Source organism: Allobosea sp. GW821-FHT03A12, from assembly GCF_058986765.1.
Map to the genome: position 1 here is coordinate 955,054 of NZ_JBYSVZ010000001.1, position 26,685 is coordinate 981,738.

Consider the following 26,685-nt stretch of genomic DNA (forward strand, 5'->3'; position numbering starts at 1 on the left):
CGCCGGACGGGAGACAGGCCATGGCGACCGTAAATCTCAGGCGGAGCTATCGCTGGATGGCGGTTCCGGCTCTCGCCTTCGCGGCCGCCATGATCGTCTATCCCTTCGGCTTCGCTGTCTGGCTCGCGCTCGCCGATGTGCAGCTCGGCCAGGATCCCAAGTTCGCCGGCCTCGCCAATTTCCGGAAGATGTTCGCGGACGGCGAGTTCTGGAACGGGCTGCGCCTCACCTTCTTCCTCTATGTCGTCTCGCTCGGGGCGCAGCTCGTGCTCGGCTCCTGGCTCGGGCTGCTCCTGGCGCGCTCGCAATGGGCGCGTGGCATCGTGCGCCCGATCCTGATCTCGCCCTTCATGCTGCCCCCGGTCGTCGTCGGCATGATGGCCATCGTCATCCTCGATCCGAGCTTCGGCATCGCCAACTGGCTGCTGGAGAAGATCGGCCTGCCGCCGGGTCTGTGGCTATCCGATCCCGCGACCGTGATGTGGACGGTGGCCGGGCTCGACACCTGGCAGTGGACGCCCTTCGTCGCCCTGATCGTGATGGGCGGCTACCTCGCCCTGCCGACCGATGTCTACGACGCTGCCGAGATCGACGGCGCGACCAGCTGGCAGCGTCTGCGCTACATCACGCTGCCGCTGCTCGCCCCGACCCTGATCACCGCTGCCGTGCTGCGCAGCGTCGATATCCTGCGCTTCTTCGACGTCATCTACCTGACGACCCAGGGCGGCCCCGGCATATCGAGCACCACGCTCAACATCCTGGCCTATCGGCGCGGCTTCGAGTTCTTCGAGCTCGGCTATGCGAGCGCCGTGATGGTCACGCTCGCCACCATCGTGCTCGGCACGGTTCTCGTCTTCGCCCGGCTTCGGAGGGCGGTCGCATGGTGACCCCGAAACTCCGCGGGACGCTCGACGCGATCCAGCTCGGCATCGTGCTCGTCATCCTCGGCGTTCCGATCGCCTGGACGTTCCTGTCGGCCTTCAAGCCGAGCATCGAGGTCGCGGCCATCCCGCCGAAGCTCTTCTTCACGCCGACGCTCGACAATTTCGTCGAGCTGTTCTCCCGCAACGATTTCCTCAAGAACACGCTCAACAGCTTCATCGTCGCGACCGGCTCGACCCTGCTCGGTCTCGCGCTCGGTATTCCCGCCGCCTTCGCCATGGCCTGGCATCGCTGGCAATGGCCGGCGACCGCGACGCTGTTCGCCCGCATGGCGCCGGGTACGCTGTTCCTGCTGCCCTGGCTGCTGATGTTCCGGCAGGTCGGCCTCGTCGGCGGCTATACCGCGATGATCCTGACCCATGCGGTCATCACCATGCCGATCGTGATCTGGGTGCTGCTGCCCTATTTCGAGAGCGTGCCGCGCGAGCTCGTCGAAAGCGCCGAGATGGATGGGGCCCGGCAGGATCAGGTGCTGCGCATGGTGGTGCTGCCCGTCACTATGGGCGGGGTCGTCGTCGCCAGCATCCTGTCCTTCGTCTTCTCCTGGAACTACTTCCTCTTCGCACTCGTCCTCTCGGGCATCGAGACCAAGACGGCGATCGTCGCGAGCTTCAACTTCATCGGCGAGGGGGTGACCAACTGGGGCGCGCTCATGGCTGCGGCCGTGGTCATCGCGCTGCCGCCGCTCGTCCTGACCATGATCATTCAGAAGCGGCTGGTCGGTGGCCTCGCCGCAGGAGCCGTCAAGGGATGAAAGCTGCGAAATTCCACGGCGAAGGCCGGATCACGATCGAGGAATTCCCCGAGCCGGTGCCGGCCGCGGATGAAGTCACGGTGCGCGTCACCGCCTGCGCGCTTTGCGGCAGCGATTTCCGGCCCTGGAAGCTCGGCTGGCCGACCATTTCGGGCCATGAGATCGCGGGAGTGATCGAGCAGCCGGGCCATGAACGGCATGGCGAGCGCGTCGTCGCCTACATCCCGGTCTTCTGCGGCGCCTGCGAGGATTGCCGCGAGGGCAACACGCATCTGTGCAGCGGCGATGAGACCCGCAAGCTCATCGGCTGGCAGCGCGACGGCGGCTATGCGCAAAGACTCGTGGCACCGGAGCGCTGCCTGCTCACCATTCCCGACGACATCCCCGACAAGCTCGCCCCGCTGCTCCTCGACACCATCGGGACCACGGCCCACGGCATCCGCATGGCGCGTCGCGTCGTGCCCTCCGGCAGAGCGCTGGTGCTCGGCGCCGGGCCGATCGGGCTCGGCGCGATCATCACGCTGGAGCTGATGGGCTACGGACCGATCGACGTGATCGATCCGGTCGACTACCGCGCCGAGGTCGCCGAGAGCTTCGGCGCCCGCCGCACGACGCCGGAAGCGGCGCAGAAGGGTCGCTACCCGATCGTCGTCGAGGCGACCGGCAAGGATGGCGCCCGGCAGGTGGCACTGGAGGCCGTCGGCTCGAACGGCGCGATCTGCCAGATCGGCGAGAGCGCCGCCTGGGCGATCACCGAGACCCGGACCATCCGGCTCAAGGACTTCTTCCTGATCCGCTCCTTCTATTTCCCGATCGGCGACTATGCCGAGAATCTCGAACTGCTCCGGGCCGGCAAGGCGAAATACGAGCGTCTCGTCGACGGCACCTGTGACCTCGACGGCCTGTCCGATCTGTTCCAGGCCTTCTCGCGCGGCGAGAAGCTGAAGCCGGCCCTGGTGCCGGCATGAGGCGGCAATGAGGCGCATCGTCTGCGTCGACAACGACGTGCCTCGCCACTGCGACCGCCGCGATGAAAGCCACCAGCGGGATGGGATGGAGCGAGATACCTGACCGGGCCTCGGTCGATCGGCTCATGATGCATTCACAGGAGATGCAACGATGAAGATGTCACCCGGCAAGCTCTGGCGTTCGCGCCGCCTCGCGGACAAGGGCGGCTTCTGGAAGATGGTCGCGATCGACCAGCGTACGCCGCTCTTCGTGCCGATTGCAGAGAAGCGCGGCACCAAGGAGCCGCCGCGTGAGGATGTGGTCGAGGTCAAGCGCCTGATCACCAAGCACCTCTCTCCCAAGGCATCGGCGCTGCTGATCGATCCGCTCTACGGCTATGCCAACTGCATCAACGAGCTGCCGACCGATACCGGGCTGATCATCTCCTACGAGCACTCGATCACCGAGAACACCAGCAAGGGCCGCAAGTCGCATCCGATACCCGATTGGTCGGTCGCCAAGACGCGCGCAGTTGGCGGCGACGCCTGCAAGGTGCTGGCCTGGTATCGCCCCGACGCCGATCCCGAGATCATCGCGCATCAGCAGGCCTTCGTGCAGAGGGCGGGCGAGGAATGCGCCGCGAACGACATGGTGATGCTGCTCGAATTGCTTGTCTATCCGCTTCCGGGGGAGGATCCGAAGGCGCTGGAGGCGAAGCGCGAGGAGCTGGTGCTGGCCTCGCTCGAGCCCTTCTGCGATCCCAAATACAAGATCGACATCTTCAAGGTCGAGCCGCCCGGTCTGGTGCACGATGTGCCCGATCCCGAGAGCAAGGGCGCCGCTTCGCTGCAGGCCGCCTACGACAGGATGGGCAGGATGCTGCCGCGGCCCTGGGTCATGCTCTCGGCCGGCGCCTCGGCGGCGGATTTCGAGCGCTCGATGAACTTCGCCTATCGGGCCGGCGCCTCGGGCTATCTTGCGGGTCGCGCGGTCTGGCAGGACGCGTTCGCGCATTTCCCCGATTATGAGGCGATGGAGAAAGGGCTCGCCGAGGGCAGCCTGGTCATCCTCGACCGCCTGAATGATCTGACCGAGAGGAAGGGCACGCCCTGGTACAGGCACTCCGCCTTCGGTGGCAAAATGCCTGAGCCGGATGTGCAGGACGCTTTCCCGAAAGGCTATGCGGCCTGAATGCTGTCGATCGGGGGCGTCGTGGTTCGGCGGTAGTGCCTGAGGCGACGGCCGTCAGGGCGCCGGACTCTTGTGCCGGCGCACTGACATCGGAGCCTCAGACGTGGCCGTATTTCGCCAGGGCGTCGGCGAGCGAGAGCCCGAGCGAGAGCTCGTGCCGGATCTTGACCTCGACGGCGGTCAGGCGCTCGGCCTCTACCAGCACATCCTCGAGCCGCTCGGCCGGGATGGCGATGGCGCCGTCCTCGTCGGCGAGGATGAAGTCGCCGGGCTTGATCTCGACATAGCGGCTGGTCGCGCCGCGCATCAGCACGGGCACCTGGCTGGCATTGACCTTCCAGCGGCCGATCGACTGCACCGGCGTGCGATAGCGCGCATAGACCGGAAAAGCCTGCTCGCCGATCCAGCGGATGTCGCGGATGCCGCCGTCGACGAGCGCGCCGACGCAGCCCTTCTCCTTCATGCCGATCGCGATCAGCTCGCCGAAATAGCAGATGCCTTCGCCGTCGCCGCTCCAGACCGTGACCTCTCCGGGCGAGACGCCCTGGCAGGCCTTCATCTTCTCGGCGTCGCCGCCGAGCGGGAACGGCGTCATCTGGCCGCGGATCGTATAGGCGAAGCCGGCGAGACGGCCGGTCGTCGCGGGATAGGGCGCAAATTGCGGCGCCAGCCCCTGGTCCGGCAAGCCGAGCGTGTCGAGCACGTCGGCGACATTGGAGGTGTCCACGGTGAGGAAGCGACGGCGGATGTCCTCGCGCCAGGTGGCGTCGCGCTGGGGCAGTTCGGTCATGATCTCAAATCCTTTCAGATGCTCTGGAGATAGCCGCCATCGACCCGGATGACCGAGCCGGTGATGTAGGCGGCGCGGGCGCTGGCGAGGAAGGCGACGGCGTCGGCGTATTCCTCGGGCGTGCCGTAGCGGCCGAGCGGAATCGAGCCCGTGCTCTCGGCGACGATGTCGGCGAGCGGGCGGCCTTCGCGTCTGGCCTTCTGCTCGTCGAGAAAGAGGATGCGGTCAGTGGCGATCCGCCCCGGCAGGATGATGTTGCAGGTGATGCCGGCCGCCGCGACCTCGCGCGCCAGCGTCTTCGACCAGCCGACCAGCGACAGCCGCAAGGCGTTGGAGATCGCAAGATTCGGGATCGGCGCGACGACGCCCGAGGAGGTCGAGGTGACGATCCGGCCGAAGCCGCGCTGGCGCATTCCCGGCAGCACCTTGTCGGTGAGCGCGATGACGGAGAGCACCATCGCCTGGAACTGCGCCGTCCAGGTCTCGGATGGCACACCCGCGGCGAGGCTCGGCGGCGGGCCGCCGGTGTTGTTGACGAGGATGTCGACGGGGCCGAGCGTCTCGCCGATCGCGGCTAGATGCCCGTCGGCCTCGTCGAGGCGAGCGATGTCCCAGCGCCGCGCCAGATGTGGCGTACCGAGGGCGGAAAGGTCTGCTGCCGTGGCTGCGAGGGCCTTCTCGTCGATATCGGCGAGCGCGACCTTGGCGCCTTCCCTAGCGAGCGTCCTGGCGATGGCACGGCCGAGCCCGCCGCCGGCACCCAGTACGAGCGCCGTGCGTCCAGCAAATCCCAGATCCATGATGGGTTCCTTATGAGTCCTGGCTTACGAGCCGATGCGCAAGGGAGCGTCGAGCTTGCGCAGATAGGAGATGACCGAGAGCGCGGTGATGCGGCCGGTCTTCGGGTTGTCGCTCGGCACGTTCTCGATCGTCATCGAGAAGCTGGCCGAGTCGGCGTCGACCTCGATCGTGTGGGTGTTGCGGGTCAGGGCTGGGTCGGCCCAGATCTCCAGCGTCGTCCGATCCGGCCCGATGCCGGCGAGCGAGAGCGCGACGGCGACGTTGAGATTGGCCGGGAAGCCGATCGCGGCCTCGCGCGGTGTGCCGCTGAACACCCGTGTCGGCTCTCTGACATCGTCGAGCGCGATGTTGTTCTCGATCAGATAGGGCGCGCCGACGAGGCCGCGCACCGGCTTGCGCGTGATCATCCGGACCGAGCGGATCACGCCTTCGGCTGCGGCGGTGACGGCGTCGAGGCCGAGCAGGGCGCCGGTCGGCACGACGATCTGGCCGCCGTGCTGGCGGGCGATCTCGATGAGGCCTTCATGCGAGAGGATGGCGCCGGAGCTCAGCACGATCACCGTCTTGCCGGCGCGCAGGAAGGGTTCGGCGATGGCCGGGAGCAGGGCGGCCGGGGCGCATTCGACGACGATGTCGGCGAGAGCTTCGAGCTCCTCGATCGCAACGACCGGGACCGGGCGGGAGAGATGGGAAAGCCGCTCGCGGGCCTTGTCGCGGTCATTAGCGGAGACGGCGACGAGCTCGCAGCCGGGCACGCCCTGGTCGAGCACGCTGGCGATCTTGAGGCCGACGGCGCCGAGACCGGCGATGGCGACCCGCCGGCGCGGATGCGCGCCGGGTGAGGAAGGGGAAGTCATGGGCGTTTCCTTGCGATCAGCCGGCAAACGGTGCCGGGAACAGGCTGGCATAGTGGCGCGCGCAGGCGCCGGCCGTGGTGAACCAGATGCGGTCCTGGTGCTTGTTGAGATGGTCGAGCACCCGGCGGAACTGCCGGATGCGGAAGGGCTGGCCGACGATGAAGGTGTGGATCGTCATGCCGTAGACCAGCGCCTGCCGCTCGGACTGGCCGAGCATCTCGTCGAGATTGTCGATCGCCATGTCGGCGAAGGCTTGCGCCGTGCCGTCATGCAGCACGACCATCGGCACGTCATTGACCTCGTGCGGATAGGGCATCGCCAGGAGGGGGCCGCCCTTGGTCTTCAGCCAGACCGGCTGGTCGTCCATCGGCCAGTCCATGGTGTAGCCGTAGCCGGCCGCAGCGAGCAGGTCCTCGGTGTTGGCGCTGGGATGGGCGCCCGGGCTCATCCAGCCGGCGGGCGGCGCGCCCTCATGGCTCGCGATCGCCTGCGTCGCCTCGGCGATCAGCCGCCGCTCGGCCTCGACCTCCATGCCGTTCTGGTGCTCGGAATTGGTGCGACCATGGGCGACGATCTCGTCGCCGCGGCGGCGATGGGCCGCGACCAACTCGGGGCAATGCTCGTAGCATTCGGTGTTGAGCAGCACCGAGAGCGGCAGGCGATACTCGTCGAAGAGTTCGATCAGCCGCCAGCCGCCGACGCGGTTGCCGTATTCGCGCCAGGCCCAGTTGTAGGTGTTGGGGTGCTGGAGCCCGGGTGAATAGGGCAGGCCGAGCCCCGAGCCATAGGAAAAGTGTTCGACGCAGAGCGCGACATAGACGGCGAGCCGCTTGCCGCCCGGCCAGGTGAAGTCCGGCCGGTCGACGATGGGCGAGTATGGGAAGCGTCCGGGGCTAGGCAGCATGATCGGGATCCGTCAGGGGCGATAGTCGGCCGGGGCGACGACCGAGGAGAGATCGACGGTCGCGACGTTCTCGCGCGTCACCAGCAGGGCCGGCAGCACGACGCGGGCCTCGACTGGTTGCTTGGCGGCCGCCTTCAGCGCCTGTGCCATCGCCGCCTTGCCCTGGGCGACGACCTGCTGGATCGAGGTGCAGGCTATGTCGCCGTCCTTCAGCATCTGCTGGGCGGTCGGGCTGAAATTCGAGGCCGAGACCTTCACCGGCTTGCTAGCCGACTTGAAGGCCGAGACGACACCAGCCGCCATGTCGTCGGTCGCGGCATAGATGCCGGCGAGGTCGGGGAAGCGCTGCGTCCAGTCCTCGGCGGTGCCGAGCGCGGCGTTGCGGTTGTCGGCGAGGCGCGATTCCGCGACGATCTTGACGTCGGGCGCCGCCTTGGCCAGCGCCTCGCGGAAGCCTTTGGCGCGCAGGTCCGACCAGGCCTGGCCGGCGGGGCCCGCCATCATCGCGATCGTGCCCTTGCCGCCGACCGCCTTGGCCAGGCATTCGGCCTGGAGCTTGCCCATGTCGGCATGGTCGGCGCTGACCAGCGAGGCGAGCTTGGGCGTGTTCGGCGGCGAGGAGATGCCGACGACCGGGATGCCGGCCTCGATCGCGCGCTCGACGATCGGCTTCACCGCATCGCCATTGGTGGCGCCGATCACGATCGCGGAGACCTTGCGTTGGATCAGGTCCTGCACCTGGGCGATCTGCTGCGAGGCGTTGGCGTCGCCGCCGGCATTGAGCTTCAGCACCTTGGCGCCGCCCGCCTTCGCCTCGCTCTCCATGCCGTAGACGGCCGAGATCCAGAAGGAGGAGGCGAGGTTGGGCACGGCGATGCCGATCGTCTTCTCCTGGGCGACGGCCGGCTGCGCCAGTGCGGCGGCAGCGATCGAGGCGAGCAGGAGGCTACGGCGGGACAGAGGTGTCATGGCGATACGTCCTTGGGCTGGCGGTTGCGGGTGAGAAGCGAGCGAAGGGCGGTATCCATCAGGCCGGAGCCGAGGATGACCAGGCCGACGGTGACCTGCGCCAGGAAGGGCGAGACCCCGGTGAGATTGAGCCCGGTCAGCACGACCTGGACGAAGAAAGCGCCGGCAGCGACCGCGATGGCGTTGGCGACGCCACCCGACAGGGCGGTGCCGCCGATGATCGCGGCGGCGATCGCCTGCAATTCCATGCCGGCGCCTTCGGTGGGCAGGCCGGCGCCGGCCCGGGCCGTCATCAGCGCGCCGGCGAGCCCGGCGAAGAGGCCGCAGAGCTGGTAGGCGCGAATCTGGAGCGCTCCGGCATCGGCGCCGACCAGGCCGACGGCTTCGGGGTTGGCGCCGAGCATCAGGATACGCTTGCCGAGCGTCGCATGGCTCAGGAGGAACTGGGCGCCGAGGACGCAGGCGAGGGCGAGCCAGGCGAGCGGCGGCAGGCCGAGCACGGGATCGAAGGCGAGGCTGGTGGCATGGCCGGCTTCGGTGAGCGGCACGGCCTGGCCATCGTCGCTGACCAGCAGGGCAACGCCCTTGAGCGCGACAAGCGAGCCCAGCGTCGCGACGATCGGCTGCAGGGCAAGGCGCCCGACCAGCCAGCCGTTCAGCGTGCCGCAGGCAAAGCCGACGAGGGGGGCGACCAACAGGCCCGCCAGCCCGAAGCTGTTGGCAGCCATGGCGGCGAGCGTGCCGGCGAGCGCCGCGATCGCGCCAACCGAGATGTCGAAGCCGCGGGCAGCGAGGGCGAACATCTGGCCCGTCGCAAGCAGGACAAGGACCCAGGCCTGGCCGGCGATGCTCGTGGCATTGCCGAGCGAGAGGAAACCGGGCGCGATCGCGGCGAAGACGAGGCTGGCGCCGAGGATGCCGCCGGGGGCGACCAGCAAGCGAGGGGCGATGGCCGGGGTCATCCGCGCCTCCCATTGGTCAGCACGCGGACTGCGTTGCCGAGGAAGGCCCAGTCGCGCTGGAGCAGTACGGCGCCGACGACGAGCGTGCCGAGCAGGATGAGCTGGTAGGCAGTCGGCAGGTTCAGCAGCACGACGATGTTGTTGAGCATGGCGACGATCAGCACGCCGCAGGCGACCTGCAGGACATTGCCGCGTCCTCCCCCGAGCGGCAGCCCGCCGACGGCGCAGGCGGCGATGGTCTCGAAGGGCAGGTTCGGCGCGAGCATGGGCTGGCCCGAGGCGACGCGGCTGGTCAGGATGACGGCGCCGAGCGCGCAGAACAGGCCGGCCACGGCGTAGCCGGAGAAGACGAGGCGCGGCACGGAGAGGCCGGCAAGCCTGGCAGCCGTCGCATTGGCGCCGACCAGATACCAGCTGCGTCCGAGTCGGGTCTTCGCGAGCAGCAGATGCAGCGCGGCGAAGGCGGCGGCGGCGCAGAGGATCGGCACTGGGATGCCGAGGACACGGCCGCGGGCCGGGAAGGAAAAGGCGTCCGAGGGCGGCGCGTCGATCGGCAGGCCGCCGGCGAGCCAGGCGGCAAGGCCGGAGGCGATCATCAGCATGCCGAGCGTCGCGATCACTGGCGGCACGGCGAAACGCGCGACGAGCAGGCCGTTGACCATGCCGACGCCCAGGATCAGCAGGCCGCCGAGGAGGAAGGCGCCTAGGACACCGGCTGTGGGCAGCGCCATGACGATGACGACGCTCGCCAGCGCAGCCGAAGCACCGAAGGAGAACTCGATGCCGGCGAGGATGACGACGATGGCCTGGCCGCAGGCGACGATGCCGAGGATGGCAGCGATGCGCAGAACGTTCTCGATATTGCCGAGCGTGCCGAAGCGCGGCACCGCCAGGGCGGCCAGCCCGAAGAGCAGCGCCGTCACGACGAGGATGGCGGGCGGGCGCAGGCTGGCAGGCATGCTGGACGGGCTCCGGTCGCCGATTGGAAAGCTGCTCATGCCGCGGCCTTTCCGGCGAGCGCGGCCATGATCGTCTCGGTCGAGGCATCGCCGGGCAGTTCGTCGGCGATCATCCCGTCGCGGACCACGAGGTAGCGGTCGCAGAGCGCGGTGAGCTCATCGAGATCGCTCGATGCGACCAGGACGGCGACGCCGCTGCGAGCCATCTCGATGACGGCGCGGTGGATCATGGCGCGGGCGGCGACATCGACGCCGCGCGTCGGCTCGAGCAGGACCAGCGCGCGCAGATTCGGCAAGGCGAGGCAGCGCGCGATCAAGAGCTTCTGCTGGTTGCCGCCGCTGAAGCTCGCAGCTTCGGCCTCCGGCCGGGCCGGATGCAGGTGCAGGCGGCGGAGCAGCGGTTCGATCGCGGCGCGTTCGCGCGTCTTGCCGAGGAGGCCGCGAGTGGAGAAGCGCGAGAGGGCGCTCGCCGAGGCATTGCCGATCGCGCTGACCGGAGGGAACAGCCCCTCGGCATGGCGATCGGCCGGGACATAGGCGACACCGAGACGGACGGCTTCGCGCCGATCACCGAGGGCGAAGCGCTGCTCGCCGACGGCGATCTCGCCATGGCCGGCAGCGGCGCCGGCCATGGTCGCAGCGATGGCGAGTGCCCCCGAGCCGACCAGCCCGGCAAGGCCGACGATCTCGCCGGCGCGCACTGAGAGATCGAGGCTATGGCCAGCCGCCATGCGCACACTGGCTGCAGTCAAGACCGGCTCTGTCCGGGCGCTGCCGGAACGGTGTTCGTGCTCGACCTGCATGCCCAGCATCGCCTTGACCAGCGTGGCGCGGTCATGCCGGTCGATCGGGGCGGCGTCGATCACGGTGGCGCCGTCGCGCAACACGGTGACCTCGTCGGCGAGGCGTTCGATCTCGTCGAACTTGTGCGAGATGAAGAGCACGGCCGTGCCGCCGGCGCAGAGATCGCGGACCACGGCGAAGAGCCGGTCGGCCTCGGCGCCGTTCAGCGCCGCGGTCGGCTCGTCGAGAACGAGAATGCGGCAATTGCGGCCGACGCCGCGGGCGATCTCGAGCAATTGGCGCTCCCCGAGCGAGAGCGAGGAGACGGGACGGTCGAGATCGAGGTCGAGCCCGACCCGGGCGAGCCATGCCGTGGCCTCCTCGCGCGGAACCAGCGCCTTGCGGCTGAGGCCGGCCCGGCCGGCGGCGAGTTGGAAGGCAGAGAGATTGTCGAGGACGGAAAGCTCGGGGAACAGGCTGAGATGCTGGTAGATCGGCACGATCCCGGCAGCGATCGCCTCGGCCACCGAGCGGAATGCGACCGGCTTCCCCGCGAGGGAGACTCTACCGCTGTCCGGCTTCACCGCGCCGACGATGATCTTGACCAGGGTCGACTTGCCGGCACCGTTTTCGCCGAGCAAGGCATGGACGCGGCCGGCATGCAAGGTGAGGTCGGCGCTGCGCAGCGCGCAGGTCGCGCCATAGCGCTTGGCGATGTCGCGCATGGCGAGCGCGATCGCTGGCTCGATCGTCATCGGCAGTTCCCCATTCACCTGAAGCGGGCCTCGCGGCAGCAGCGGTGTTGACGGGACGATGCGGCCGACGCCCAATCGTCACAAACGAATTGTTCGGTACTCATGCATGATCTATTCTCATGCATGAGATGGAGGATGCATGCGAAAGAGGCGTCTGCCGCCATTGAATGCGCTGCGCGGCTTCGATGCCGCCGCGCGCCATCTGTCCTTCACTAAGGCGGCCGAGGAGCTGAACCTGACGCAGGGCGCCGTCAGTCGGCAGGTCAAGGAGCTCGAACTCCATCTCGGGCAGGAGCTGTTTCGCCGCTTCACCCGCAGGATCGAGCTCACCGCCGAGGGCGAGCAGTTCTTCCGGAGCGTCGAGAGCATGCTCGACGAGCTCGAGCGCGCCGCCGGCCGTTTCACCCGCCGCCGCGATAGAGCGACGCTGACGGTGTCGGTGTTACCGACGATCGCCTCGGTCTGGCTGATGCCGCGGCTGCATCACTTCACCAGCCAGCACCCGGAGATCGAGCTACGGGTCGTCTCCTCGATCGAGCCGGCCGATCTGCTCGCGCATGAGGCGGATGTCGCGATCCGCGTCGGCCGGCTGCCCGGCCGGCACTATGAGCGCAACCAGCCGCGCATCGAGTTGTCGATGCTGACGCGCTGGGACGGGGTCCATGCCGACGAGCTTTTTCCGGACCGGTTGGTGCCGGTCTGCGCACCGGGCTTCATCGGCGAGACGGACACCACTCCGGCCGACCTGGCGCGCTGGCCGCTGATCCATACCTCGACGCGCCGCCACGCCTGGCCGGATTGGCTGAAAGCCCATGGCGTCCGTGCGGCGATCGAGATCGAGCCGACGCTGCAGTTCGGGCACTTCTTCATGTCTCTGGATGCTGCGCGACAAGGCCGCGGCATTGCGCTCGTGCCGGACATCATCCTGGCGCATGAGGAGGGCATGCGAGGCTTGGTGGTTCCCCTGGCCAGCGAACTCGACAGCGCCGGCGAATACTATCTCCTGATCCACGAAAGCCGCTTCGACGATCCGCGCGTGCAGGGCTTCAGGAACTGGGCCTTGAAGGAGGCTTTCAAGGTTCGCGGAAGTTCGCCGAAGCTCGTCCCGGCATGACCCATCCGCCAATATCGCATCCTGACGTGCTGGCGATGCGCAAGGCCTGGATCGAGCCGGACGACAACTGCATCGCCTTCCCCGACACCAAATCGGGCGCGCAGGCGCAGGCCGGCCGAGGCCTCAGAGATCGAGCTCGGTTTGCGCGTAGTTGAGGAAGGAAGCGGTGAATACCGTTGCTCCCAGATAGGCGAACGCATCGGCCAGGTCCCTGTCGCTCCAGCCGGCTTGCCGGGCGTCGTGCCAGGTGGGGTCGGCGACGCGGCCTGACTGAGCGGCCGCCTCCCTGACCACGGCGATGAGCGCGTCGGTCCGGGCCTCGCCCGTCGTCAGTGTGGCGACCTGGTTCTCGCTCCAGCCGTTCATCTGGGCGAGCCGGCTGGCGATGCGGATCATGTAGTCGTTGCCGACCCCGGCCGCAGCCGCGAGGGTCAAGGCCGCGCCCAGCTTCGGGTCGAAGGCGGTGTGCTCGGTCAGCGCGGCACGCAGCGACGCATAGGCCGTCAGGACCGCCGGGGAATGTGCCATCTGGGCATGCAGGTTCGCGGGGCGCCCCCCGGGCGTGGCCTGGACGATCTTCCGCAGGAGAGGCTGCGACGCGGCAGGTGCGTCTTCGAGCGTGTGGGTCGGAATTCGGCTCATCGGGATCACCTCGTTGATGGGGAATGAACGCGTCGGGCAATTCCCGACGCGGAATCGCTACGCGCTTGGGCTGGAATGGCTCTCGACGCCTCGAAGCAGCGCGTTCCAGTCCTGCGCCTTCGCCCAGGCTTCGAAATCCTGGAAGGCGATGTCGGGGAATTCGCGGCGGAGCGCCGCGCGATCGAAGGTGTAGCCGACGCGGTCGAACCACTCGTACATCCTGACCATCTCCTCACCCATCCGTTGCCGGATGATGTCGAGCGGGACCTGGACATAAGAGAACGGGCGGCCGGTGACGCGCGAGAGAATGGCAACGACATCATTGCCCGTGAGCTCGTCGCCCCCGAGATCGAAGCGCTTGCCGGCGAAGCGGCCCGGGTCTTCCAGGAGGCGCACAGCGACGGCGCCGATATCCGCGACGGCGATCTGTGCGAGCCGCCGCGTCGGCGGGAGCGCCGTGGCGTAGACGCCCTTCGCGAGCTGCTCCCGGCCGAAATAGAGGTTCTCCATGAAATAGACCGGCGCCAGCACCGTGGCGCGCACGCCGATCCTGGCGATGTGCTTTTCGACCTCGTATTTGCTGTCGAAATGCGGGACGCCCGTCTGCCGGTTGGCGGAGCCGACCGAGTTGAAGACGAGGTGGACGCCGGCGGCCTTGGCCGCATCCGCGGCAGAGATGCCCTGCTGCACCTCGGCCTCCGGCCCCTTTTCGAATGGCGTCGTCACCGCGAAGAGAGAGGTCGCTCCCTCGAGCGCCTTGGTCAGCGCGGTGGTGTCCTCGAGCGAGGCGCGCACCAAGGTGGCTCCCGCCTTCGCGAGCGCCCCGGCCTTGGCGGAGTCGAGATCGCGCGTGACGGCGCGAACTGCGTGACCGCGTTCGAGCAGGGTCCTCACCACGGCGCCGCCTTGCTGGCCCGTGGCTCCCGTCACGACGACGGCAAGCTTCTGGTTCATGACAGATTTCTCTTCACGCGACCGGAACCGGTCCACCCGGCCGCCGGTCTTTTTTTTGATCACGTCTTGCGAATGGCTTCGCCGGTTAGCCGACGGGCGCTTGTGCGGAGGCGGCCTGGCGGCCGAGCTGCAGCGTGCGGCTCCACCAGGACAGGTCGTCGAGCAGGGCGGCGGCCGCCTGTTCGAGATGCGGGAAATCCGCGAAGTCCTTGCCCTGCCGCCAGATGCCGAGGAACTCGGTCATGCCGATGTTCACGGATTTAGGCGTCGGCGCCATCTGGAGTTCGACGACAACCTGGCGCAGCTGCTCGATGGCGCGGGCGGCGCCGACACCGCCATAGCCGACGAAGGCAGCCGGCTTGCGGTTGAACTGCTGGAAGGCATAGTCCAGTGCGTTCTTCAGCACCGCGCTGTAGCCGTGATTGTATTCGGGGGTGACGAAGACGATCCCGTCGAACTCGGCCAGCTTCGCCGCCCAGCGCTCTGCGACGGGGTCCTTCGGCGGCATCCAGGCCGGCGATGCCGGCTCGTCGAAGAACGGGAGCGGGTAATCGCGCAGGTCGACGAGCTCGACGCTGAGATCGGCACGCCGCGACGCGACCGTGTGAAACCATGCGGCTGCCCGCTCGCTGAAGCGGCCCTGCCGCGTCGAGCCGATGACGATGCCGATATGCGGATTCCTGGACATCTGAAGCACCTTTCCGGGGTTGATCGAATGGTCGCTGCCGGGAGCAGCGCCGGTTGCCCCTGAAGATGGTCGCCTTGCCTTTGGTTGATTAGGCGGGGATATCGAGTTTATCTCCCCCGTTTTTCGAAGGGATGCCGGCGATGCTCGACCTGAACGATATCGGCCTGTTCGTGCAGGTCGTCCGCTTCGGCAGCTTCGCCGAAGCCGGGCGGCGCCTGGGGATTCCCGCCAATACGGTGAGCCGGCGTCTTCAGGAGCTGGAGGAGCAGCTCGGCGCCCGGCTGCTGCAGCGCTCGACCCGGAAGCTGAAGCTGACGGATGCCGGCTATGAGCTCTACGGCAACAGCGCCGCGGCCGTGGACGGCTTGCAACAGGCGGGCGAGGATCTGATAGCCGGCGGACGAGTTCCCCGCGGGCTGATCCGCGTGGCGATGCCGGCCGACATTTTTGACTTCTACAAGATGGAATGGGTCGCCGAATTCCTGGCGGCGCATCCGCAGGTGCGCATCGAGTTCGTGCTGAGCGACGCCACGGTCGATCTCATCGAGGAGGGCATCGATGTCGCTTTCCGCGGCTCGCAGACGCCTAGCCCGAATTATGTCGTGCGCAGGATCCAGAGCCGGTCGATCGGGCTGGTCGCCAGCCCGCCCTATCTCGCGGCGCGCGGGATGCCGGCGACCTTGCAGGAGCTGACCCGGCATGACTGCCTGTTCGTGCCGCAGGCCCGAGACCATGCGACCTGGCGCCTGCAAGGGCCCGATGGCGTCGAAGAGGAAGTGACGGTCACCGGTCGCGTGATGGTCAACACCGCCCGGGCGATCCGACAGGCCGCGATCGCCGGGCTCGGCATCGCCCTGGCGCCGATGCTGGGCACGGCCGATTTCACGGCCGGCCGACTGGTACGGGTGCTGCCGCAATATGTGCGCCGCAACCTCAGCATGAGTGTCGTCTATCCCAGCCGGGCGCATCTGCCCCTGGCGGTCTCGGCCTTCATCGACTCTGTCGTCGGAAAGATGCGGAGCGAAATCCCCGGCGAGGACGGGCCGGAATAGCAGGTCGCGCCGGCGCCACGCCGTCATTGCTGTGCGAGCCCCCCGGTCTTGCCTTCGGCAGGCCCGGGGACAGACATCTAGTTCTGGTCGGCGAAGTCGGCTTGGAAGGCGAACGCCGTCGCCAGCGAGAACAGCGCCAGCGCCGCGGCGACGGAGCGGGCCTGGTAGCCATTCCAGCCAAGTCGCAAAATTCTTGTCAATTCTGACGGAGGCCGTCACCACTCGTTGATAGGATATCGAGGCAGGCAAAGAGGCTTGGATGGTACGGGAATCTGTAATCGCAACGACCTTGGCGCTCGCTTCCGCGATTGCTGCCCAGCCGCTCAATGGTCTGGTGGCGCAGGAGCGACCGAAGCCGCGATAAGATCTTGCCGCAACCTGCGCTCGTCTCGGCAATGACGACACGATTCGCGATTATGATCCTGCCCTTCGCGGTCGGACGGTGCTGGCTTTCAAGACGCTGTTCAAACAAGCCAAGGGGCCGACGGACGATGGCTCGCTGGAGACGCAGGCGCAGTATCGCTGCATGAACGGCAAGGTCATGGTCTGCTTCGTCGGCGCGAATCTGCCCTGTACGAAGATGAATGCGAAACGTGAGAATGCCGGCGCGGACAGCTTCTGTCGCGACAATCCGGCGGCGGAAAGCGTCCCGGCCTTCGCGACCGGCCACGACACGATCTATGCTTATCGCTGCCAGGCCGGGCGGGCCGAGGTCACGGCAACCACCCGGCAGCTCGATCAGAGGGGCTTTGCCAGGACGCTCTGGGTCGAGCTGCCGCGGCGATGATGGCGTTCGGAAGCGCCACATCTTTGGGCGGGCCGGGTTCTCCGCGAGTATAGTCACCAAATGCCGGGCACGAGCCAGCCCTGCCAGTAGGCCAGTGTGCTGGCCGGCAGGAAGACCAGGGCGGCGAGGACGATCGGCCCGATGACGACCGCCTTCAGCGTGCGCAAGAACAAGTCCATCACGTCCTCCTTGGGCGGCTACCAGCCTGCCACGGAGAGCCCGACGACGGCCGCCATCAGGCACCAGCCGGGATGCTGGCCGCGGCTGGCGACGGCGTTGCCGATCGTGGCATAGCCGTAGGCGACGATCGCAGCCGCGATGATCCCATGGCGGGCGCTCTCGGATCCCAAGCCCGGCGCGGCGATCAGCAGTGCGCCGATGCAAATCCAGTCGACCGTGCTCGCCTGCCAGACCATGCGGAGCAGGCGCCGGGTGCGCGGCGACGGGATCTGGGCCTTTGGAAACACCTGCAGCTCGGCGATCGCGCTGTGCAGGATGGCAATAAGGATCGCCAGCAGGCCGGCGCTCTGAAGCGCGATATCCCTCATGGCACAGCTCCTTCGATCGATCGGCGCCGCCTTGGGCGTCCTTCAGCGCGCCTGCCCTCGCAATCCCAGCCATGCCGTATCCAGGACGATCTCCACGATCTCCGCGCGGTTCGGCCCGGGATGGTCGAGCCACCACACCGCGATCGCGTGGAGGCCCTCTTTCAGAAACGCAGCCGCAGCCTGTCGCTGCCATGGCGTGCGATCCGGCATGAACGCGGCGCAAAACCGCCGTTCCATATCCCTGCCTGGCTCGGCTGCCTCGTGGCGGCAAGGCTTTGCCGAGATCATTCGGAATGAGCCGCGACTGGCCGCGTAGACATGGCAGGAATCTCCATAATTTTGTCATACCGGCCAGAAGCTCCAGTCGATAGACCCGCATGAACGCTCCCTAAGATGGAAGCGGGGACCAAGACCAAGGCAGTCTCGCAGAAGCCAGCGCGGCGAGAACGGCTCCTTGTTGCGGTCGTCGGCATCCGTGGCGCAGCCGAGGCTCGCGATCCTTAGCCGACGAGTGTTTTCTTGCGTGCCGATGTCGAATCCGGCCGAGCCCATTCGTCGTTGTTGCAGGGGCCCTTTGGGCCTGGCCGATATGGAGAGGCAGAAGACCATGCAACATCGCCATCGATTGCGACCGCTCGTCCTCTTCGGCCTTCTCGGGCTGCTGGGCGTCCAGCACCCAGCCAGTGCCGAGGTGCCCGCGGAAATGCAGGGCAAATGGTCGAGTCAACCGGGACGATGCGAACCGATCAGCGATCCGTTCGGGTGCGAGCCTGAAGGTTCGGCGCGCGGTGCTACAAAGGCGGCAGCCCCGTGATGCCTGGCGAAGTCGTTCTGCGGCGACGCGCCCCTAACGAGATCGATCTAAAGCTCAACTGGCTAAAGCGTGCTTCTGCTGGCGAGGTCCCAGACGACGTCCGCAAGGACCTGTGCGCCCGCAGTGAGATGCTCCGGCTCGGCCCATTCATCGGGATGATGCGAGATCCCGCCCCGGCACGGCACGAAGATCATCCCGGTGGGGCAGACATAGTGCAACTGGCGCGCATCGTGGCCGGCAGCCGAAAAGACATCCATGGCGGGAATTCCGCGTGCTGCGGCCGCTTTGGCAATCGCGCTGCGAATGTCGGGTGCGAAACTCAACGAGGGCGAGTGCTGGATCTGCTTCAGCTCGACGCTGCACTCCCCCTTCAGCTCCTCGACGATGCGGCGGATATCGGCATCGACCCGGTCGACCACGGCATTGTCCGGGTGACGGAGATCAATTGAAAAGAAGGCTTCCGCCGGCACGACAGACGGAGCGTTCGGCGTCACCTGCAGCATGCCGACCGTCAGCAAGGTGTCGGCAGGCTCCATGGCGGCTTCGTCCACGGCGCGGATCATCCGGACGGCAGCCATCAACGCGTCGCGCCGATCCATGCGCAAGGCGGTGCCGGCATGGGCCGCCTCGCCGGTCACCCGCACCCGATAGCGCCGAGTGCCCTGGATCCCGGTGACGATGCCGAGCGGGATGCCTGCCCGTTCGAGCACGGAGGCCTGCTCGATATGCGGCTCGATATAAGCAGCGATCGGCAGGCCGAACGACCGCAGTGGCACGTCGTCGTCGGCCGCGAGGATGGATGCGACGGCCTCGCCGATGCTGATGCCGGCTGCGTCGACGATCGGCAGCACCGCTTCCAGAGGCTTGGCGCCGGTGAACAGGTCGGAACCCGTCATCCCCGGTGCGAAGCGCGAACCTTCCTCATTGGTCCAGGCAACGATCTCGATCGGGCGGAGCGGCCGCTCGCCGCTCCTCACGATCGCCTCTGCCGTCTCCAGCGCCGCGAGCACGCCAAAGACTCCGTCGAACTTGCCACCGGTCGGCTGGGAATCGATATGCGACCCCGCCATGACGGGGGCGAGCGAGGGCGCGCGGCCCTCCAGGCGGAGGAACAGGTTGGCAGCCTTGTCGGTGAAGGCTTCCAGGCCAATCGCACGGCCCCAGGTGATCACCTGCGCTCGCGCCAGGGCTTCTTGTGGCGAGAGCGCTGGACGATCGACGCCGCCATCAGCGCGCGCACCAAACGCCGCCAGCGCCATGTGGCGCGCCCAGAGACGCTCGCCATCGACGAAATCGGAGAGAGGCTGTGTCATGCTCAGTCGGTCCGCATGATCTGCGCCGGATTGGCGCGTGGATCGCGTGGCCCCCAGCGGCCGGCCTCGACCTGCGCGATGAACTCGGCGAGCAGGCGGTTGAAGAGCTCGGGCTCTTCAAGATTGAGCGTGTGACCGGATTTCGGGAAAACGGCGAGGCCGCAGCGTGGCACCACCCGCTTGAGATAGAGGCCGGGCTGGATGCAATGGTCGTCCTCGTCGCCGGTCATGACCAGCAGAGGCGCCTGCATGGCGCGAAACTCGGCCTCCAGATCGTAGAGCGAGGGCCGACGCATCTGCACGCCGCGCATGGTGTTCGCCGCGCCGAGCGAATGGTGCTGCCCCAGGCGCTCGGCGAAGAGCGCCCAGCCGCGCGGATCCTTGTCCTGGAACTGCACGCGCGAGGCGCCCTCGGCATAGGTCGGCGCGAAGTCCCTGGCGCCGCGCTCCTGAAAGTTCCGGGCGACCTGCTCGGAAATACCCTTGAAGTAGTCCTCATGGGCCTTCTCGGCGCCGTAGCCCGCTCCTGCCGCGACGACCGACAGCACGCGACCGGGATGGCGCAACGCCGCGTGCAGCGAGGCGAAGCCACCCATGGATAGGCCGACGACATGAGCCTTCTCCACGCCTGCGGCGGTCAGCACATCGACGATGTCGTCGGCGGCACGCGCCTGCGAATAGCTGTCCACGTTCTTCGGCACGTCGGACGGTGGATAGCCGCGCGCCGCGAAAGTGATGCAGCGATGTCGGCGCGCAAAGAAGTTGAGCTGCGGCTCCCAGCTCCAGTGGCTGCCGCCGAACTCGTGCACGAAGATGATCGGCGTGCCCGTGCCGGCTTCCTCATAGAAGAGCTTCACGCCGTCCTGAGTGGTCGCAAAAGCCATGTCGCGCCTCCTCAGATCACGGAACGGCGCGAGGCGATGCCGCCATCGACGGTGAAGATGGCCCCCGACGTGTAGCCGGAGCGATAGGAGGCGAGGAACACGATCAGGTCGGTGACCTCGTGGACATGGGCCGGGCGCTTCAGCGGATAGCGCTCCTGCAGCTCCTTGTATCGGCCGGAATCGCCGAGCCAGTCTGTCGCCCGCTTCTTCAGCATGTTGTAGATGCGGTCCGTATCGACCGGGCCCGGATTGACGCCCACGACGCGGATGTTGTCGTCGAGCGAGTGGCCGCCGATCGCACGCGTGAAGGCCATCAGGCTGGCATTGCCGGTCGTGCCTGCGACATAGGCGGGGTCAAAGACTTCGCCGCCATTGCCGATATTATTGATGATGACGCCGCCGCCGCGCGCCTTCATGCGCGGATAGAGTGCGCGGGTGAGATTAATGTAGCCGAAGACCTTCAATTCCCAGCCGGCGCGCCATTTCGCCTCGTCCACGTCCCACAATGTGCCGCTGGGGATGACGCCGGCATTGTTGACGAGGATGTCGACGTCCCCGACGGAGTCGACCAGGCGCTCGACGGCGCCCTCTCCGGTCAGGTCGAGAGCATGGGCCGCCACCGAGATGCCGTGCTCGCTCTCCAGCTCGCGCTTGAGGGCCTGCAGCCGGTCGCCCGACCGCGCCACGACATGGAGGTTGCAGCCCTCCTCGGCGAAGGCACGCGCCAGCCCCTCGCCGATGCCCTGGGATGCACCGGTGATCAGAACCAGCTTGCCCTTGAGCTTGAGATCCATCTTCGAGTTCTCCCTTTTTGAGCGCGACGGCTTGGCAGCTGGGCTCAGAACAGTTTCACGTCTTCGTTTTGGCCACGCGCCTGCTCGACCATGGTCGGCAGCAGGTCGACGAACTCCTCGACCCAGGCGGTCGGCACCGTGGTGCTGATCTTGACGAAGCGGTCGCCGAAACTGGGCGTGTGATAGGCGCCCTGGCGGATCATGATGTCGTGCTTCTGATAGGCGGCGACGAGCGCTTCAGGTTTCACGCCGGCCCGCTCGCATTCGAGCACGACGAAGTTGCCGTTCGACGGGAAGACCGGCATCGACAGGCCGGGAATCCTGTCGGCGGCATCCTTGATCAGCTTCTGGTTGGCACGCTGCTGCGACAGGACGCCGGGAAACCACTCGGCCTTGATGCCGAGGCCGGCCAGCGCCGCCCGCTGGGACAGGATGTTCGAGCCCAGATTGTTCGGCGGCGCGGCCGAGAGCGTCTCGATGATGTCGGGATGGGCGACGACCGCGCCGACGCGCATGCCGGCCAGGCCCAGCCATTTCGAGAAACTGTAGATGGTCAGCGTCCGCTCGGGATAGCGCGTCGCCGCCAGCGTGTGCTGATGGGCGAAATGGCGATAGGTGCAGTCGTGGATCAGATAGGCCCCGGCCTCGCGCGCGGCCGCAACGATGCCGTCGATCTCGGCCGCAGTGCAGGCTGAGCCGAGCGGATTGTTCGGATCGACGATGTAGATGACCTTGGTCCTGGGGGTGATCGCCGCCTTCAGCCGCTCCGGCGCCAGGCGATAACCGTATTCCTCGCCATAGATCGGAATCTGCGTGACCTTGGCGCCGACTGCCCCCGCGAAGGCCATCGGCCAGTTCCAGGTCGGGTCGGTGGTGATGAACTCGTCTCCCGGCCCGAGCAGGCTGTGGCAGACATGGTAGAGCGACGCGACCGCGCCGTCGGAGACCAGCGCGGCCTGCCCCTCCAGGCCGAGATCGGCGACGATGCCGTGACGAAGCGCCTCGAGCCCCGCCGGCGGGGCGTAGATGTGGAACTCCTCGTCATGGATGCACTTCTCCATCGCTGCCAGCACGGCGGGGTGCGGCGTCGCATGGTTTGTGTTCTGGCCCATCCAGCGCAGGCCGGCCGTATTCACAAGCCGGTCGAAATGGGCATTGCGAACCTCGAAGGTTTTCATGGCATCTCCGCGTCGTGGCGCCATTTTTGGTATAATGAAACAGGGATTTTGGCGCCTTGTCGGGAGTGGTTGCACAAAATTCGTATGCCGAACAGCCATAAATTGCGCATGCTCGACAAAAAAGTATGCAGGATTCAATTTTTTGCATAATGACACTTGCGCCCGACGAAGATCACGGTGATGGTTGCGTCAACGCTGGCGAGAAGCTGGCTCGCAACAATCGGAAGGGGAGATGTCGGATGCCTGTTTCACGTCGTAGTACCCTCAGGGGCCTAGGCGCCGCAGCGGCGGCGGTAACAACGTCCATCGCCTTGCCCGCCCTTTCTCAGGGGATGAAGAAGGTTTCCTTCACCACCTCCTGGATTCCGGAAGGCCCGAACCTCTTCGCCTATGTCGCGCGCGACAAAGGCTTCTGGAAACGCCATGGGCTCGATGTCTCGGTCGCGCGCGGTTCGGGCTCCGGCGCAGCAGCGCAGGCAGTCAGCGCCGGCACCTTCGACTTCGGCATGGCCGCCACGCCGACCGTCATCGTGCAGGCGGCGAAGAAGCTGCCGATCACCTGCATCGGCCAGATCAACTATGACGCGCTGATGGGTGTCGGCGTCCTCTCGGGCTCGCCGATCCGTACGCCCAAGGATCTCGAAGGCAAGAAGCTGGGTGCCAGCGTGACGTCCGGCGAGTATCCGTTCCTGCCGCTTTATGCCGAGAAGGCCGGCATCGATCTCTCCAAGCTCCAGATCCTGCAGATCGACGGCAAGGTGCGCGAGCGCACGCTGGTCGAAAAGCAGGTCGATGCGGTCTCGGCCTTCGCCACCAGCACGGTGCCGTCCCTGGCGCCGCTCGGAACCGATGTCAGGTTCATGCTGTTTTCCGCGGCCGGCATCGAATTCTACGGCCAGTCCCTGACGACCCAGCCGGCCCGCCTGCAGCAGGACAAGGCGCTGTGCGAGGCCTTCGTCCAGGGCGCGATGGAAGCCATCCAGTTCACGATGACGAATTTCGACGAGGCCGTGGACATCTTCCTGAAGGCCAATAGCGAGGTGGCGATTTCCTCGACCGGCAAGGAATATGCCCGCATCGGGCTTGGGCTCACGAACCTGACCAACCTCGTGCCCGAGGTGAGGCAGAACGGGTTCGGCTGGGCCGATCCGGCCAAGGTCGCGACGATGGCCGATCTCGTGATCAAATATGCCGCGGGCGAAGGCGCGGCGAAGCCGGATGTCGGCACGCTGTTCACCAATGACTTCGTCGGCAAGGTCAAGCTTTCGCCGGCGGAACTGGCGGTGGCGGAGAAGAGCGCCGCGCCGTTCCGCAAATATGTCGGCGCCTGACCGGCGCACCGCACGAGGCGACCACCTGATGCTGAGTTTGGCACCCAAGGCGGATGTTCCCGTGGCTGAGACTCCTCTCGTATCGGCCACGGATGTCCAGAAGACCTATTTCACCCGGCAGTCGCCGATCCATGCGGTCGCCTCCGCGTCCGTCGATGTCGCGAGAGGCGAGTTCGTTTCGCTGCTCGGCCCGTCGGGCTGCGGAAAATCGACCCTGCTGATGATGATCGCCGGGCTGGAGCGGCCGACATCGGGCTCGATCACGCTGGCTGGCAAGCCGGTCACTGCTCCGCGCCGCGACATCGGCATCATCTTTCAGGACGCGACGCTGCTGCCCTGGAAGAGCACGCTGGAAAACGTGCTCTTCCCGATCCGCATCCTGAAGCTGCCGATGGAGAAATATCGCGACAGGGCCCACAGTCTGCTCAAGATGGTGGGCCTCGCCGGCTTCGAGCACAAGAAGCCGGGCGAGCTCTCGGGCGGCATGCGTCAGCGCGTCGCGATCTGCCGGGCGCTGATACACGATCCCGAAATCCTGCTGATGGACGAGCCTTTCAGCGCGCTCGACGCCATCACCCGCGACCAGATGAATGTCGCGCTGTCGGAGATCCTCGAGACCTACCGCAAGACCGTGATCTTCGTGACCCATTCGATCCGCGAAGCGGCCTTCCTGTCCGATCGCGTGGTGGTGATGGGCGGGCGGCCTTCGACGATCATTCTGGACAAGAAGATGCCGTTCCCGCGGCCGCGTCGTTTCGAGATCGAGGAAACGCAGGAATTCGCCCACATCTGCCGTGAGCTGCGCCTGACCATCGAAGCCGCGCACGGGCATGGACCGGATGCGCGAAAACCCGGTTCGGGTCCGGCTGCCGTCAGCGTCATCGAGTGAGGCCCAGCATGGCAAAAGTCACCATCGGCACCGAGACCGGCGCTGTCCTTCCGGCATCCGACACCGGCCGGTTCCAGGGAGCCGTCGGCCTGAGCAGCATCGTCCTGCCGCTCGGCCTGGCCTTCCTGGTGCTGGCGGCCTGGCAGCTTTACGTCACGATCTGGCAGGTTCCCTCGGTCATCCTGCCCTCTCCGGTCTCGATCGCGAAATACATCGTCGCCCGCTACGACATCCTGCTGACGCATGCGGTGCCGACTACGCTGGAAACCGCCGCCGGCTTCCTGCTGGCGGTCCTGCTCGGCGTCGCGATCGCCGTCCTCATCACCTATTCCGACACGGCGCGCGAGGCGCTCTACCCGAACCTGATCTTCTTCCAGCTCATTCCGAAGATCGCGCTCGCCCCGCTCTTCATCATCTGGCTCGGCGTCGGCTCGCAGTCGCGCATCGCCTTTTCGGTGTTCATCGCCTTCTTCCCGATGGTCATCGCGACGACTGCCGGCTTCCTCAGCGTCGACCGCGGCATTCTGCGACTGTGCCGCTCGTTGACCGCCACGGAATGGCAGGTCTTCACCAGCGTCCGGTTTCCCACCGCGCTGCCACACATCTTCAGCGGCATGAAGATCGCGATCACGCTGGCGATCATCGGTGTGATCATCGGCGAGTTCATCACCGCACAGGCAGGCCTCGGCTATCTCATCATCTTCGCGACGGCGCGCGCCGACACGGAGGTGTCGATGGCGGCCATCGTGGTGCTTTGCATCTGCGGTCTCCTCCTCTATGGGCTTGTGGCGCTCGCGGAGCTGGTCGCGAACAGATTTTATTCGGCTGACAGCAGGTGAGGCGCCGAAGCCATGGCGCGAATGAACAGATCGATGACGCCAGACGAGCCTGAATCGCTTTCGGCCGGAGTGGTCACTCGCCTCGAGGAGGAAATCCTCAAGGGAATTCGTCGGCCGGGAGACAGGCTGGACGAACGCCAGCTCGCCGAGCAATTCGGCATGTCGCGCACACCGGTGCGTGAGGCATTGCAGCGCCTGGCAGCCAGCGGCCTCGTCGTCTCGCGTGGTCGCCAAGGCCTCCAGGTGTCGCAAATGTCGCTCGCCGATCTCCTGGATGCGTTCGGGGTCGTCGCTGAGCTGGAAGCGTTCGCGTCGTCCCAAGCTGCTCGCCGCATCCAGCCGGATCAGCGAGCACGTCTCCAAGCGGCGCACCGCGTTTGTGCCGAAGCTGCAACCGCTGAAGATGCGGAGGCATTCTATGCAGCCAATCTCGTTTTCCACGAGCTGATCGCTGCAGCCAGCCACAACCGCATTCTGCAAGATGAGCTGCGGCGGCTGACGCTGAAGATCTCACCCTATCGACGCACCATTACCTACCAGCCCGGGCGGATGCATTCCTCCATTCCCGAGCATGAGCGCGTCATGGAGGCGATCTTGCGCGGCGAAGGCGCCCAAGCGGCGCAAATGATGCGCTCGCACGTGACCTTGCTCGGCGAGGGACTGTCAGATTTGCTGCATTTCCTGCGCACATCCGGGCAGCACGGGCTGCTGACGGAGATTTCATAAAGTCCGTCGTCGAACACGCCGCAACTCTCCAAACATTCGGCTGAGTTGCGCCAATAGCGGAACTTGGCTTGTTCCCGGAGAGCGGACATTCTGTGAGCAGCGCTTCCGCTGCCGAGTTTCGACTCGCCAGCCAGGCGTGCGTGACCAGGCAGAAGCCAGGAGGATGATGGTCGCTACATCATGGCTGGGGCAGTTCGCGCCTTGGCATGCGTATCCTCCTTGTTGGTGACCATTTTCTCATTCTCGATGCGTTCCACGCCATCCGGGTCGAGATCGTGGCGGACGCCGTTGTCGGCGAGACAGGTTCTACCCCGCAGGGCCATGGAACTCGCCTGCCGTTCAGTTTTGGGCGCTCGCGGACAGTACAGATCCGACCCCCGCCGAGAGGCCCAGGTCAAGTGTTCGTGGCGACTGGCCTTGGCGTTTGCGCGGGCGGCGTAGCCGGTTTGGATAGCGCGGCCACGCGCGCGATCTCGCAAGGGCCAAAGCACTTGCGGCCGAATTCGACATTGAGATT

29 protein-coding genes are annotated in these 26,685 nt (G+C 66.7%); 11 read left to right on the forward strand and 18 right to left on the reverse strand.

The window, feature by feature from the left end; all coding sequences use genetic code 11:
- Positions 1 to 20 precede the first annotated feature (20 nt).
- From AC3WLC_RS04475 to AC3WLC_RS04490, 4 genes are all read left to right on the forward strand, one after another.
- On the forward strand, positions 21 to 887 hold the full coding sequence (locus AC3WLC_RS04475; protein ID WP_493682732.1) for a carbohydrate ABC transporter permease: 867 nt from the start codon (positions 21 to 23) through the stop codon (positions 885 to 887).
- Positions 881 to 1,696: a carbohydrate ABC transporter permease gene (locus AC3WLC_RS04480; protein WP_493682733.1), complete on the forward strand. Its 816-nt coding sequence runs from the start codon at positions 881 to 883 to the stop codon at positions 1,694 to 1,696. The genes AC3WLC_RS04475 and AC3WLC_RS04480 overlap by 7 nt, the downstream gene beginning before the upstream one ends.
- The gene (locus AC3WLC_RS04485; protein ID WP_493682734.1) at positions 1,693 to 2,664 is read left to right on the forward strand and encodes an alcohol dehydrogenase catalytic domain-containing protein; all 972 of its coding nucleotides are present in this window, start codon (positions 1,693 to 1,695) and stop codon (positions 2,662 to 2,664) included. Before AC3WLC_RS04480 ends, AC3WLC_RS04485 begins: the two co-directional genes overlap by 4 nt.
- A gap of 151 nt (positions 2,665 to 2,815) precedes the next feature.
- Complete coding sequence (locus tag AC3WLC_RS04490) at positions 2,816 to 3,835, forward strand: tagatose 1,6-diphosphate aldolase (protein ID WP_493682735.1); 1,020 nt, start codon at positions 2,816 to 2,818, stop codon at positions 3,833 to 3,835.
- 97 nt (positions 3,836 to 3,932) lie between these two features.
- Here AC3WLC_RS04490 and AC3WLC_RS04495 read toward each other — a convergent pair whose 3' ends face one another.
- From AC3WLC_RS04495 to AC3WLC_RS04530, 8 genes are read right to left on the reverse strand one after another with little or no spacing between them, the layout of a single operon-like run.
- The gene (locus AC3WLC_RS04495) at positions 3,933 to 4,625 is read right to left on the reverse strand and encodes an RraA family protein (protein ID WP_493682736.1); all 693 of its coding nucleotides are present in this window, start codon (positions 4,623 to 4,625) and stop codon (positions 3,933 to 3,935) included.
- Between the two features lie 14 nt (positions 4,626 to 4,639).
- Positions 4,640 to 5,425 carry an SDR family oxidoreductase gene (locus AC3WLC_RS04500; protein ID WP_493682737.1) on the reverse strand — a complete coding sequence of 262 codons (786 nt, stop codon included), beginning with the start codon at positions 5,423 to 5,425 and terminating at the stop codon, positions 4,640 to 4,642.
- 24 nt (positions 5,426 to 5,449) lie between these two features.
- Entirely contained in the window at positions 5,450 to 6,283 is an 834-nt protein-coding gene (locus tag AC3WLC_RS04505) for an aspartate dehydrogenase (RefSeq protein ID WP_493682738.1), read from the reverse strand.
- Positions 6,284 to 6,299: 16 nt separating this feature from the next.
- Positions 6,300 to 7,187 carry a polysaccharide deacetylase family protein gene (locus AC3WLC_RS04510; RefSeq protein ID WP_493682739.1) on the reverse strand — a complete coding sequence of 296 codons (888 nt, stop codon included), beginning with the start codon at positions 7,185 to 7,187 and terminating at the stop codon, positions 6,300 to 6,302.
- A gap of 12 nt (positions 7,188 to 7,199) precedes the next feature.
- Positions 7,200 to 8,156 carry a substrate-binding domain-containing protein gene (locus tag AC3WLC_RS04515; RefSeq protein ID WP_493682740.1) on the reverse strand — a complete coding sequence of 319 codons (957 nt, stop codon included), beginning with the start codon at positions 8,154 to 8,156 and terminating at the stop codon, positions 7,200 to 7,202.
- On the reverse strand, positions 8,153 to 9,118 hold the full coding sequence (locus tag AC3WLC_RS04520; RefSeq protein ID WP_493682741.1) for an ABC transporter permease: 966 nt from the start codon (positions 9,116 to 9,118) through the stop codon (positions 8,153 to 8,155). The genes AC3WLC_RS04515 and AC3WLC_RS04520 overlap by 4 nt, the downstream gene beginning before the upstream one ends.
- Positions 9,115 to 10,116, reverse strand: a complete 1,002-nt coding sequence (locus AC3WLC_RS04525; protein ID WP_493682742.1) for an ABC transporter permease — start codon at positions 10,114 to 10,116, stop codon at positions 9,115 to 9,117. Before AC3WLC_RS04525 ends, AC3WLC_RS04520 begins: the two co-directional genes overlap by 4 nt.
- Complete coding sequence (locus AC3WLC_RS04530; RefSeq protein ID WP_493682743.1) at positions 10,113 to 11,615, reverse strand: sugar ABC transporter ATP-binding protein; 1,503 nt, start codon at positions 11,613 to 11,615, stop codon at positions 10,113 to 10,115. Before AC3WLC_RS04530 ends, AC3WLC_RS04525 begins: the two co-directional genes overlap by 4 nt.
- 139 nt (positions 11,616 to 11,754) lie before the next feature.
- On the opposite strand from AC3WLC_RS04530, the gene AC3WLC_RS04535 reads away from it, so the two are divergent.
- Positions 11,755 to 12,729: a LysR substrate-binding domain-containing protein gene (locus AC3WLC_RS04535; protein ID WP_493682744.1), complete on the forward strand. Its 975-nt coding sequence runs from the start codon at positions 11,755 to 11,757 to the stop codon at positions 12,727 to 12,729.
- Between the two features lie 123 nt (positions 12,730 to 12,852).
- On the opposite strand, the gene AC3WLC_RS04540 is transcribed toward AC3WLC_RS04535, so the two are convergent.
- The 3 genes from AC3WLC_RS04540 to AC3WLC_RS04550 form a co-directional block, all read right to left on the reverse strand.
- Positions 12,853 to 13,371, reverse strand: a complete 519-nt coding sequence (locus tag AC3WLC_RS04540) for a carboxymuconolactone decarboxylase family protein (protein WP_493682745.1) — start codon at positions 13,369 to 13,371, stop codon at positions 12,853 to 12,855.
- A 57-nt stretch (positions 13,372 to 13,428) separates the two neighbouring features.
- Positions 13,429 to 14,325, reverse strand: coding sequence for an NmrA/HSCARG family protein (locus AC3WLC_RS04545; protein WP_493682746.1), 897 nt, complete (start codon positions 14,323 to 14,325; stop codon positions 13,429 to 13,431).
- A gap of 85 nt (positions 14,326 to 14,410) precedes the next feature.
- The gene (locus AC3WLC_RS04550) at positions 14,411 to 15,013 is read right to left on the reverse strand and encodes an NADPH-dependent FMN reductase (protein ID WP_493682747.1); all 603 of its coding nucleotides are present in this window, start codon (positions 15,011 to 15,013) and stop codon (positions 14,411 to 14,413) included.
- Between the two features lie 140 nt (positions 15,014 to 15,153).
- Between AC3WLC_RS04550 and AC3WLC_RS04555 the strand changes: the two genes are divergently transcribed.
- Positions 15,154 to 16,065: a LysR family transcriptional regulator gene (locus AC3WLC_RS04555; protein ID WP_493682748.1), complete on the forward strand. Its 912-nt coding sequence runs from the start codon at positions 15,154 to 15,156 to the stop codon at positions 16,063 to 16,065.
- A 442-nt stretch (positions 16,066 to 16,507) separates the two neighbouring features.
- Positions 16,508 to 16,852 (forward strand): hypothetical protein, encoded by a 345-nt coding sequence (locus tag AC3WLC_RS04560; protein WP_493682749.1) that lies wholly within the window; start codon positions 16,508 to 16,510, stop codon positions 16,850 to 16,852.
- 53 nt (positions 16,853 to 16,905) lie between these two features.
- Here the strand turns inward: AC3WLC_RS04560 and AC3WLC_RS04565 are convergent, their stop codons facing one another.
- The 7 genes from AC3WLC_RS04565 to AC3WLC_RS04595 all read right to left on the reverse strand — a co-directional run bounded on the left by AC3WLC_RS04565 (position 16,906) and on the right by AC3WLC_RS04595 (position 22,383).
- Entirely contained in the window at positions 16,906 to 17,031 is a 126-nt protein-coding gene (locus AC3WLC_RS04565) for a hypothetical protein (protein WP_493682750.1), read from the reverse strand.
- 18 nt (positions 17,032 to 17,049) lie between these two features.
- On the reverse strand, positions 17,050 to 17,400 hold the full coding sequence (locus AC3WLC_RS04570; protein ID WP_493682751.1) for a hypothetical protein: 351 nt from the start codon (positions 17,398 to 17,400) through the stop codon (positions 17,050 to 17,052).
- 42 nt (positions 17,401 to 17,442) lie between these two features.
- Positions 17,443 to 17,637, reverse strand: a complete 195-nt coding sequence (locus tag AC3WLC_RS04575; protein ID WP_493682752.1) for a hypothetical protein — start codon at positions 17,635 to 17,637, stop codon at positions 17,443 to 17,445.
- Positions 17,638 to 18,276: 639 nt separating this feature from the next.
- A complete protein-coding gene (locus AC3WLC_RS04580; RefSeq protein ID WP_493682753.1) occupies positions 18,277 to 19,527 on the reverse strand; it encodes a M20 family metallo-hydrolase in 1,251 nt (416 codons plus the stop codon).
- A gap of 2 nt (positions 19,528 to 19,529) precedes the next feature.
- Positions 19,530 to 20,411 (reverse strand): alpha/beta fold hydrolase, encoded by an 882-nt coding sequence (locus tag AC3WLC_RS04585; protein WP_493682754.1) that lies wholly within the window; start codon positions 20,409 to 20,411, stop codon positions 19,530 to 19,532.
- Positions 20,412 to 20,422: 11 nt separating this feature from the next.
- Positions 20,423 to 21,205, reverse strand: coding sequence for an SDR family oxidoreductase (locus tag AC3WLC_RS04590; protein WP_493682755.1), 783 nt, complete (start codon positions 21,203 to 21,205; stop codon positions 20,423 to 20,425).
- Positions 21,206 to 21,249: 44 nt separating this feature from the next.
- On the reverse strand, positions 21,250 to 22,383 hold the full coding sequence (locus AC3WLC_RS04595; protein WP_493682756.1) for a pyridoxal phosphate-dependent aminotransferase: 1,134 nt from the start codon (positions 22,381 to 22,383) through the stop codon (positions 21,250 to 21,252).
- A 332-nt stretch (positions 22,384 to 22,715) separates the two neighbouring features.
- On the opposite strand from AC3WLC_RS04595, the gene AC3WLC_RS04600 reads away from it, so the two are divergent.
- The 4 genes from AC3WLC_RS04600 to AC3WLC_RS04615 all read left to right on the forward strand — a co-directional run bounded on the left by AC3WLC_RS04600 (position 22,716) and on the right by AC3WLC_RS04615 (position 26,168).
- Positions 22,716 to 23,714, forward strand: a complete 999-nt coding sequence (locus AC3WLC_RS04600; protein WP_493682757.1) for an ABC transporter substrate-binding protein — start codon at positions 22,716 to 22,718, stop codon at positions 23,712 to 23,714.
- 61 nt (positions 23,715 to 23,775) lie between these two features.
- On the forward strand, positions 23,776 to 24,603 hold the full coding sequence (locus AC3WLC_RS04605) for an ABC transporter ATP-binding protein (RefSeq protein ID WP_493682758.1): 828 nt from the start codon (positions 23,776 to 23,778) through the stop codon (positions 24,601 to 24,603).
- An 8-nt stretch (positions 24,604 to 24,611) separates the two neighbouring features.
- Positions 24,612 to 25,442: an ABC transporter permease gene (locus AC3WLC_RS04610; protein WP_493682759.1), complete on the forward strand. Its 831-nt coding sequence runs from the start codon at positions 24,612 to 24,614 to the stop codon at positions 25,440 to 25,442.
- 33 nt (positions 25,443 to 25,475) lie between these two features.
- On the forward strand, positions 25,476 to 26,168 hold the full coding sequence (locus tag AC3WLC_RS04615; RefSeq protein WP_493682760.1) for a GntR family transcriptional regulator: 693 nt from the start codon (positions 25,476 to 25,478) through the stop codon (positions 26,166 to 26,168).
- Positions 26,169 to 26,685: the final 517 nt, after the last annotated feature.

Bases quoted from the DNA above. Each gene is read 5' to 3' on its own strand.
- AC3WLC_RS04475 (WP_493682732.1), top strand. From the start codon at position 21: ATGGCGACCGTAAATCTCAGGCGGAGCTATCGCTGGATGGCGGTTCCG.
- AC3WLC_RS04480 (WP_493682733.1), top strand. From the start codon at position 881: ATGGTGACCCCGAAACTCCGCGGGACGCTCGACGCGATCCAGCTCGGC.
- AC3WLC_RS04485 (WP_493682734.1), top strand. From the start codon at position 1,693: ATGAAAGCTGCGAAATTCCACGGCGAAGGCCGGATCACGATCGAGGAA.
- AC3WLC_RS04490 (WP_493682735.1), top strand. From the start codon at position 2,816: ATGAAGATGTCACCCGGCAAGCTCTGGCGTTCGCGCCGCCTCGCGGAC.
- AC3WLC_RS04495 (WP_493682736.1), bottom strand. From the start codon at position 4,625: ATGACCGAACTGCCCCAGCGCGACGCCACCTGGCGCGAGGACATCCGC.
- AC3WLC_RS04500 (WP_493682737.1), bottom strand. From the start codon at position 5,425: ATGGATCTGGGATTTGCTGGACGCACGGCGCTCGTACTGGGTGCCGGC.
- AC3WLC_RS04505 (WP_493682738.1), bottom strand. From the start codon at position 6,283: ATGACTTCCCCTTCCTCACCCGGCGCGCATCCGCGCCGGCGGGTCGCC.
- AC3WLC_RS04510 (WP_493682739.1), bottom strand. From the start codon at position 7,187: ATGCTGCCTAGCCCCGGACGCTTCCCATACTCGCCCATCGTCGACCGG.
- AC3WLC_RS04515 (WP_493682740.1), bottom strand. From the start codon at position 8,156: ATGACACCTCTGTCCCGCCGTAGCCTCCTGCTCGCCTCGATCGCTGCC.
- AC3WLC_RS04520 (WP_493682741.1), bottom strand. From the start codon at position 9,118: ATGACCCCGGCCATCGCCCCTCGCTTGCTGGTCGCCCCCGGCGGCATC.
- AC3WLC_RS04525 (WP_493682742.1), bottom strand. From the start codon at position 10,116: ATGAGCAGCTTTCCAATCGGCGACCGGAGCCCGTCCAGCATGCCTGCC.
- AC3WLC_RS04530 (WP_493682743.1), bottom strand. From the start codon at position 11,615: ATGACGATCGAGCCAGCGATCGCGCTCGCCATGCGCGACATCGCCAAG.
- AC3WLC_RS04535 (WP_493682744.1), top strand. From the start codon at position 11,755: ATGCGAAAGAGGCGTCTGCCGCCATTGAATGCGCTGCGCGGCTTCGAT.
- AC3WLC_RS04540 (WP_493682745.1), bottom strand. From the start codon at position 13,371: ATGAGCCGAATTCCGACCCACACGCTCGAAGACGCACCTGCCGCGTCG.
- AC3WLC_RS04545 (WP_493682746.1), bottom strand. From the start codon at position 14,325: ATGAACCAGAAGCTTGCCGTCGTCGTGACGGGAGCCACGGGCCAGCAA.
- AC3WLC_RS04550 (WP_493682747.1), bottom strand. From the start codon at position 15,013: ATGTCCAGGAATCCGCATATCGGCATCGTCATCGGCTCGACGCGGCAG.
- AC3WLC_RS04555 (WP_493682748.1), top strand. From the start codon at position 15,154: ATGCTCGACCTGAACGATATCGGCCTGTTCGTGCAGGTCGTCCGCTTC.
- AC3WLC_RS04565 (WP_493682750.1), bottom strand. From the start codon at position 17,031: ATGGACTTGTTCTTGCGCACGCTGAAGGCGGTCGTCATCGGGCCGATC.
- AC3WLC_RS04570 (WP_493682751.1), bottom strand. From the start codon at position 17,400: ATGAGGGATATCGCGCTTCAGAGCGCCGGCCTGCTGGCGATCCTTATT.
- AC3WLC_RS04575 (WP_493682752.1), bottom strand. From the start codon at position 17,637: ATGGAACGGCGGTTTTGCGCCGCGTTCATGCCGGATCGCACGCCATGG.
- AC3WLC_RS04580 (WP_493682753.1), bottom strand. From the start codon at position 19,527: ATGACACAGCCTCTCTCCGATTTCGTCGATGGCGAGCGTCTCTGGGCG.
- AC3WLC_RS04585 (WP_493682754.1), bottom strand. From the start codon at position 20,411: ATGGCTTTTGCGACCACTCAGGACGGCGTGAAGCTCTTCTATGAGGAA.
- AC3WLC_RS04590 (WP_493682755.1), bottom strand. From the start codon at position 21,205: ATGGATCTCAAGCTCAAGGGCAAGCTGGTTCTGATCACCGGTGCATCC.
- AC3WLC_RS04595 (WP_493682756.1), bottom strand. From the start codon at position 22,383: ATGAAAACCTTCGAGGTTCGCAATGCCCATTTCGACCGGCTTGTGAAT.
- AC3WLC_RS04600 (WP_493682757.1), top strand. From the start codon at position 22,716: ATGAAGAAGGTTTCCTTCACCACCTCCTGGATTCCGGAAGGCCCGAAC.
- AC3WLC_RS04610 (WP_493682759.1), top strand. From the start codon at position 24,612: ATGGCAAAAGTCACCATCGGCACCGAGACCGGCGCTGTCCTTCCGGCA.
- AC3WLC_RS04615 (WP_493682760.1), top strand. From the start codon at position 25,476: ATGACGCCAGACGAGCCTGAATCGCTTTCGGCCGGAGTGGTCACTCGC.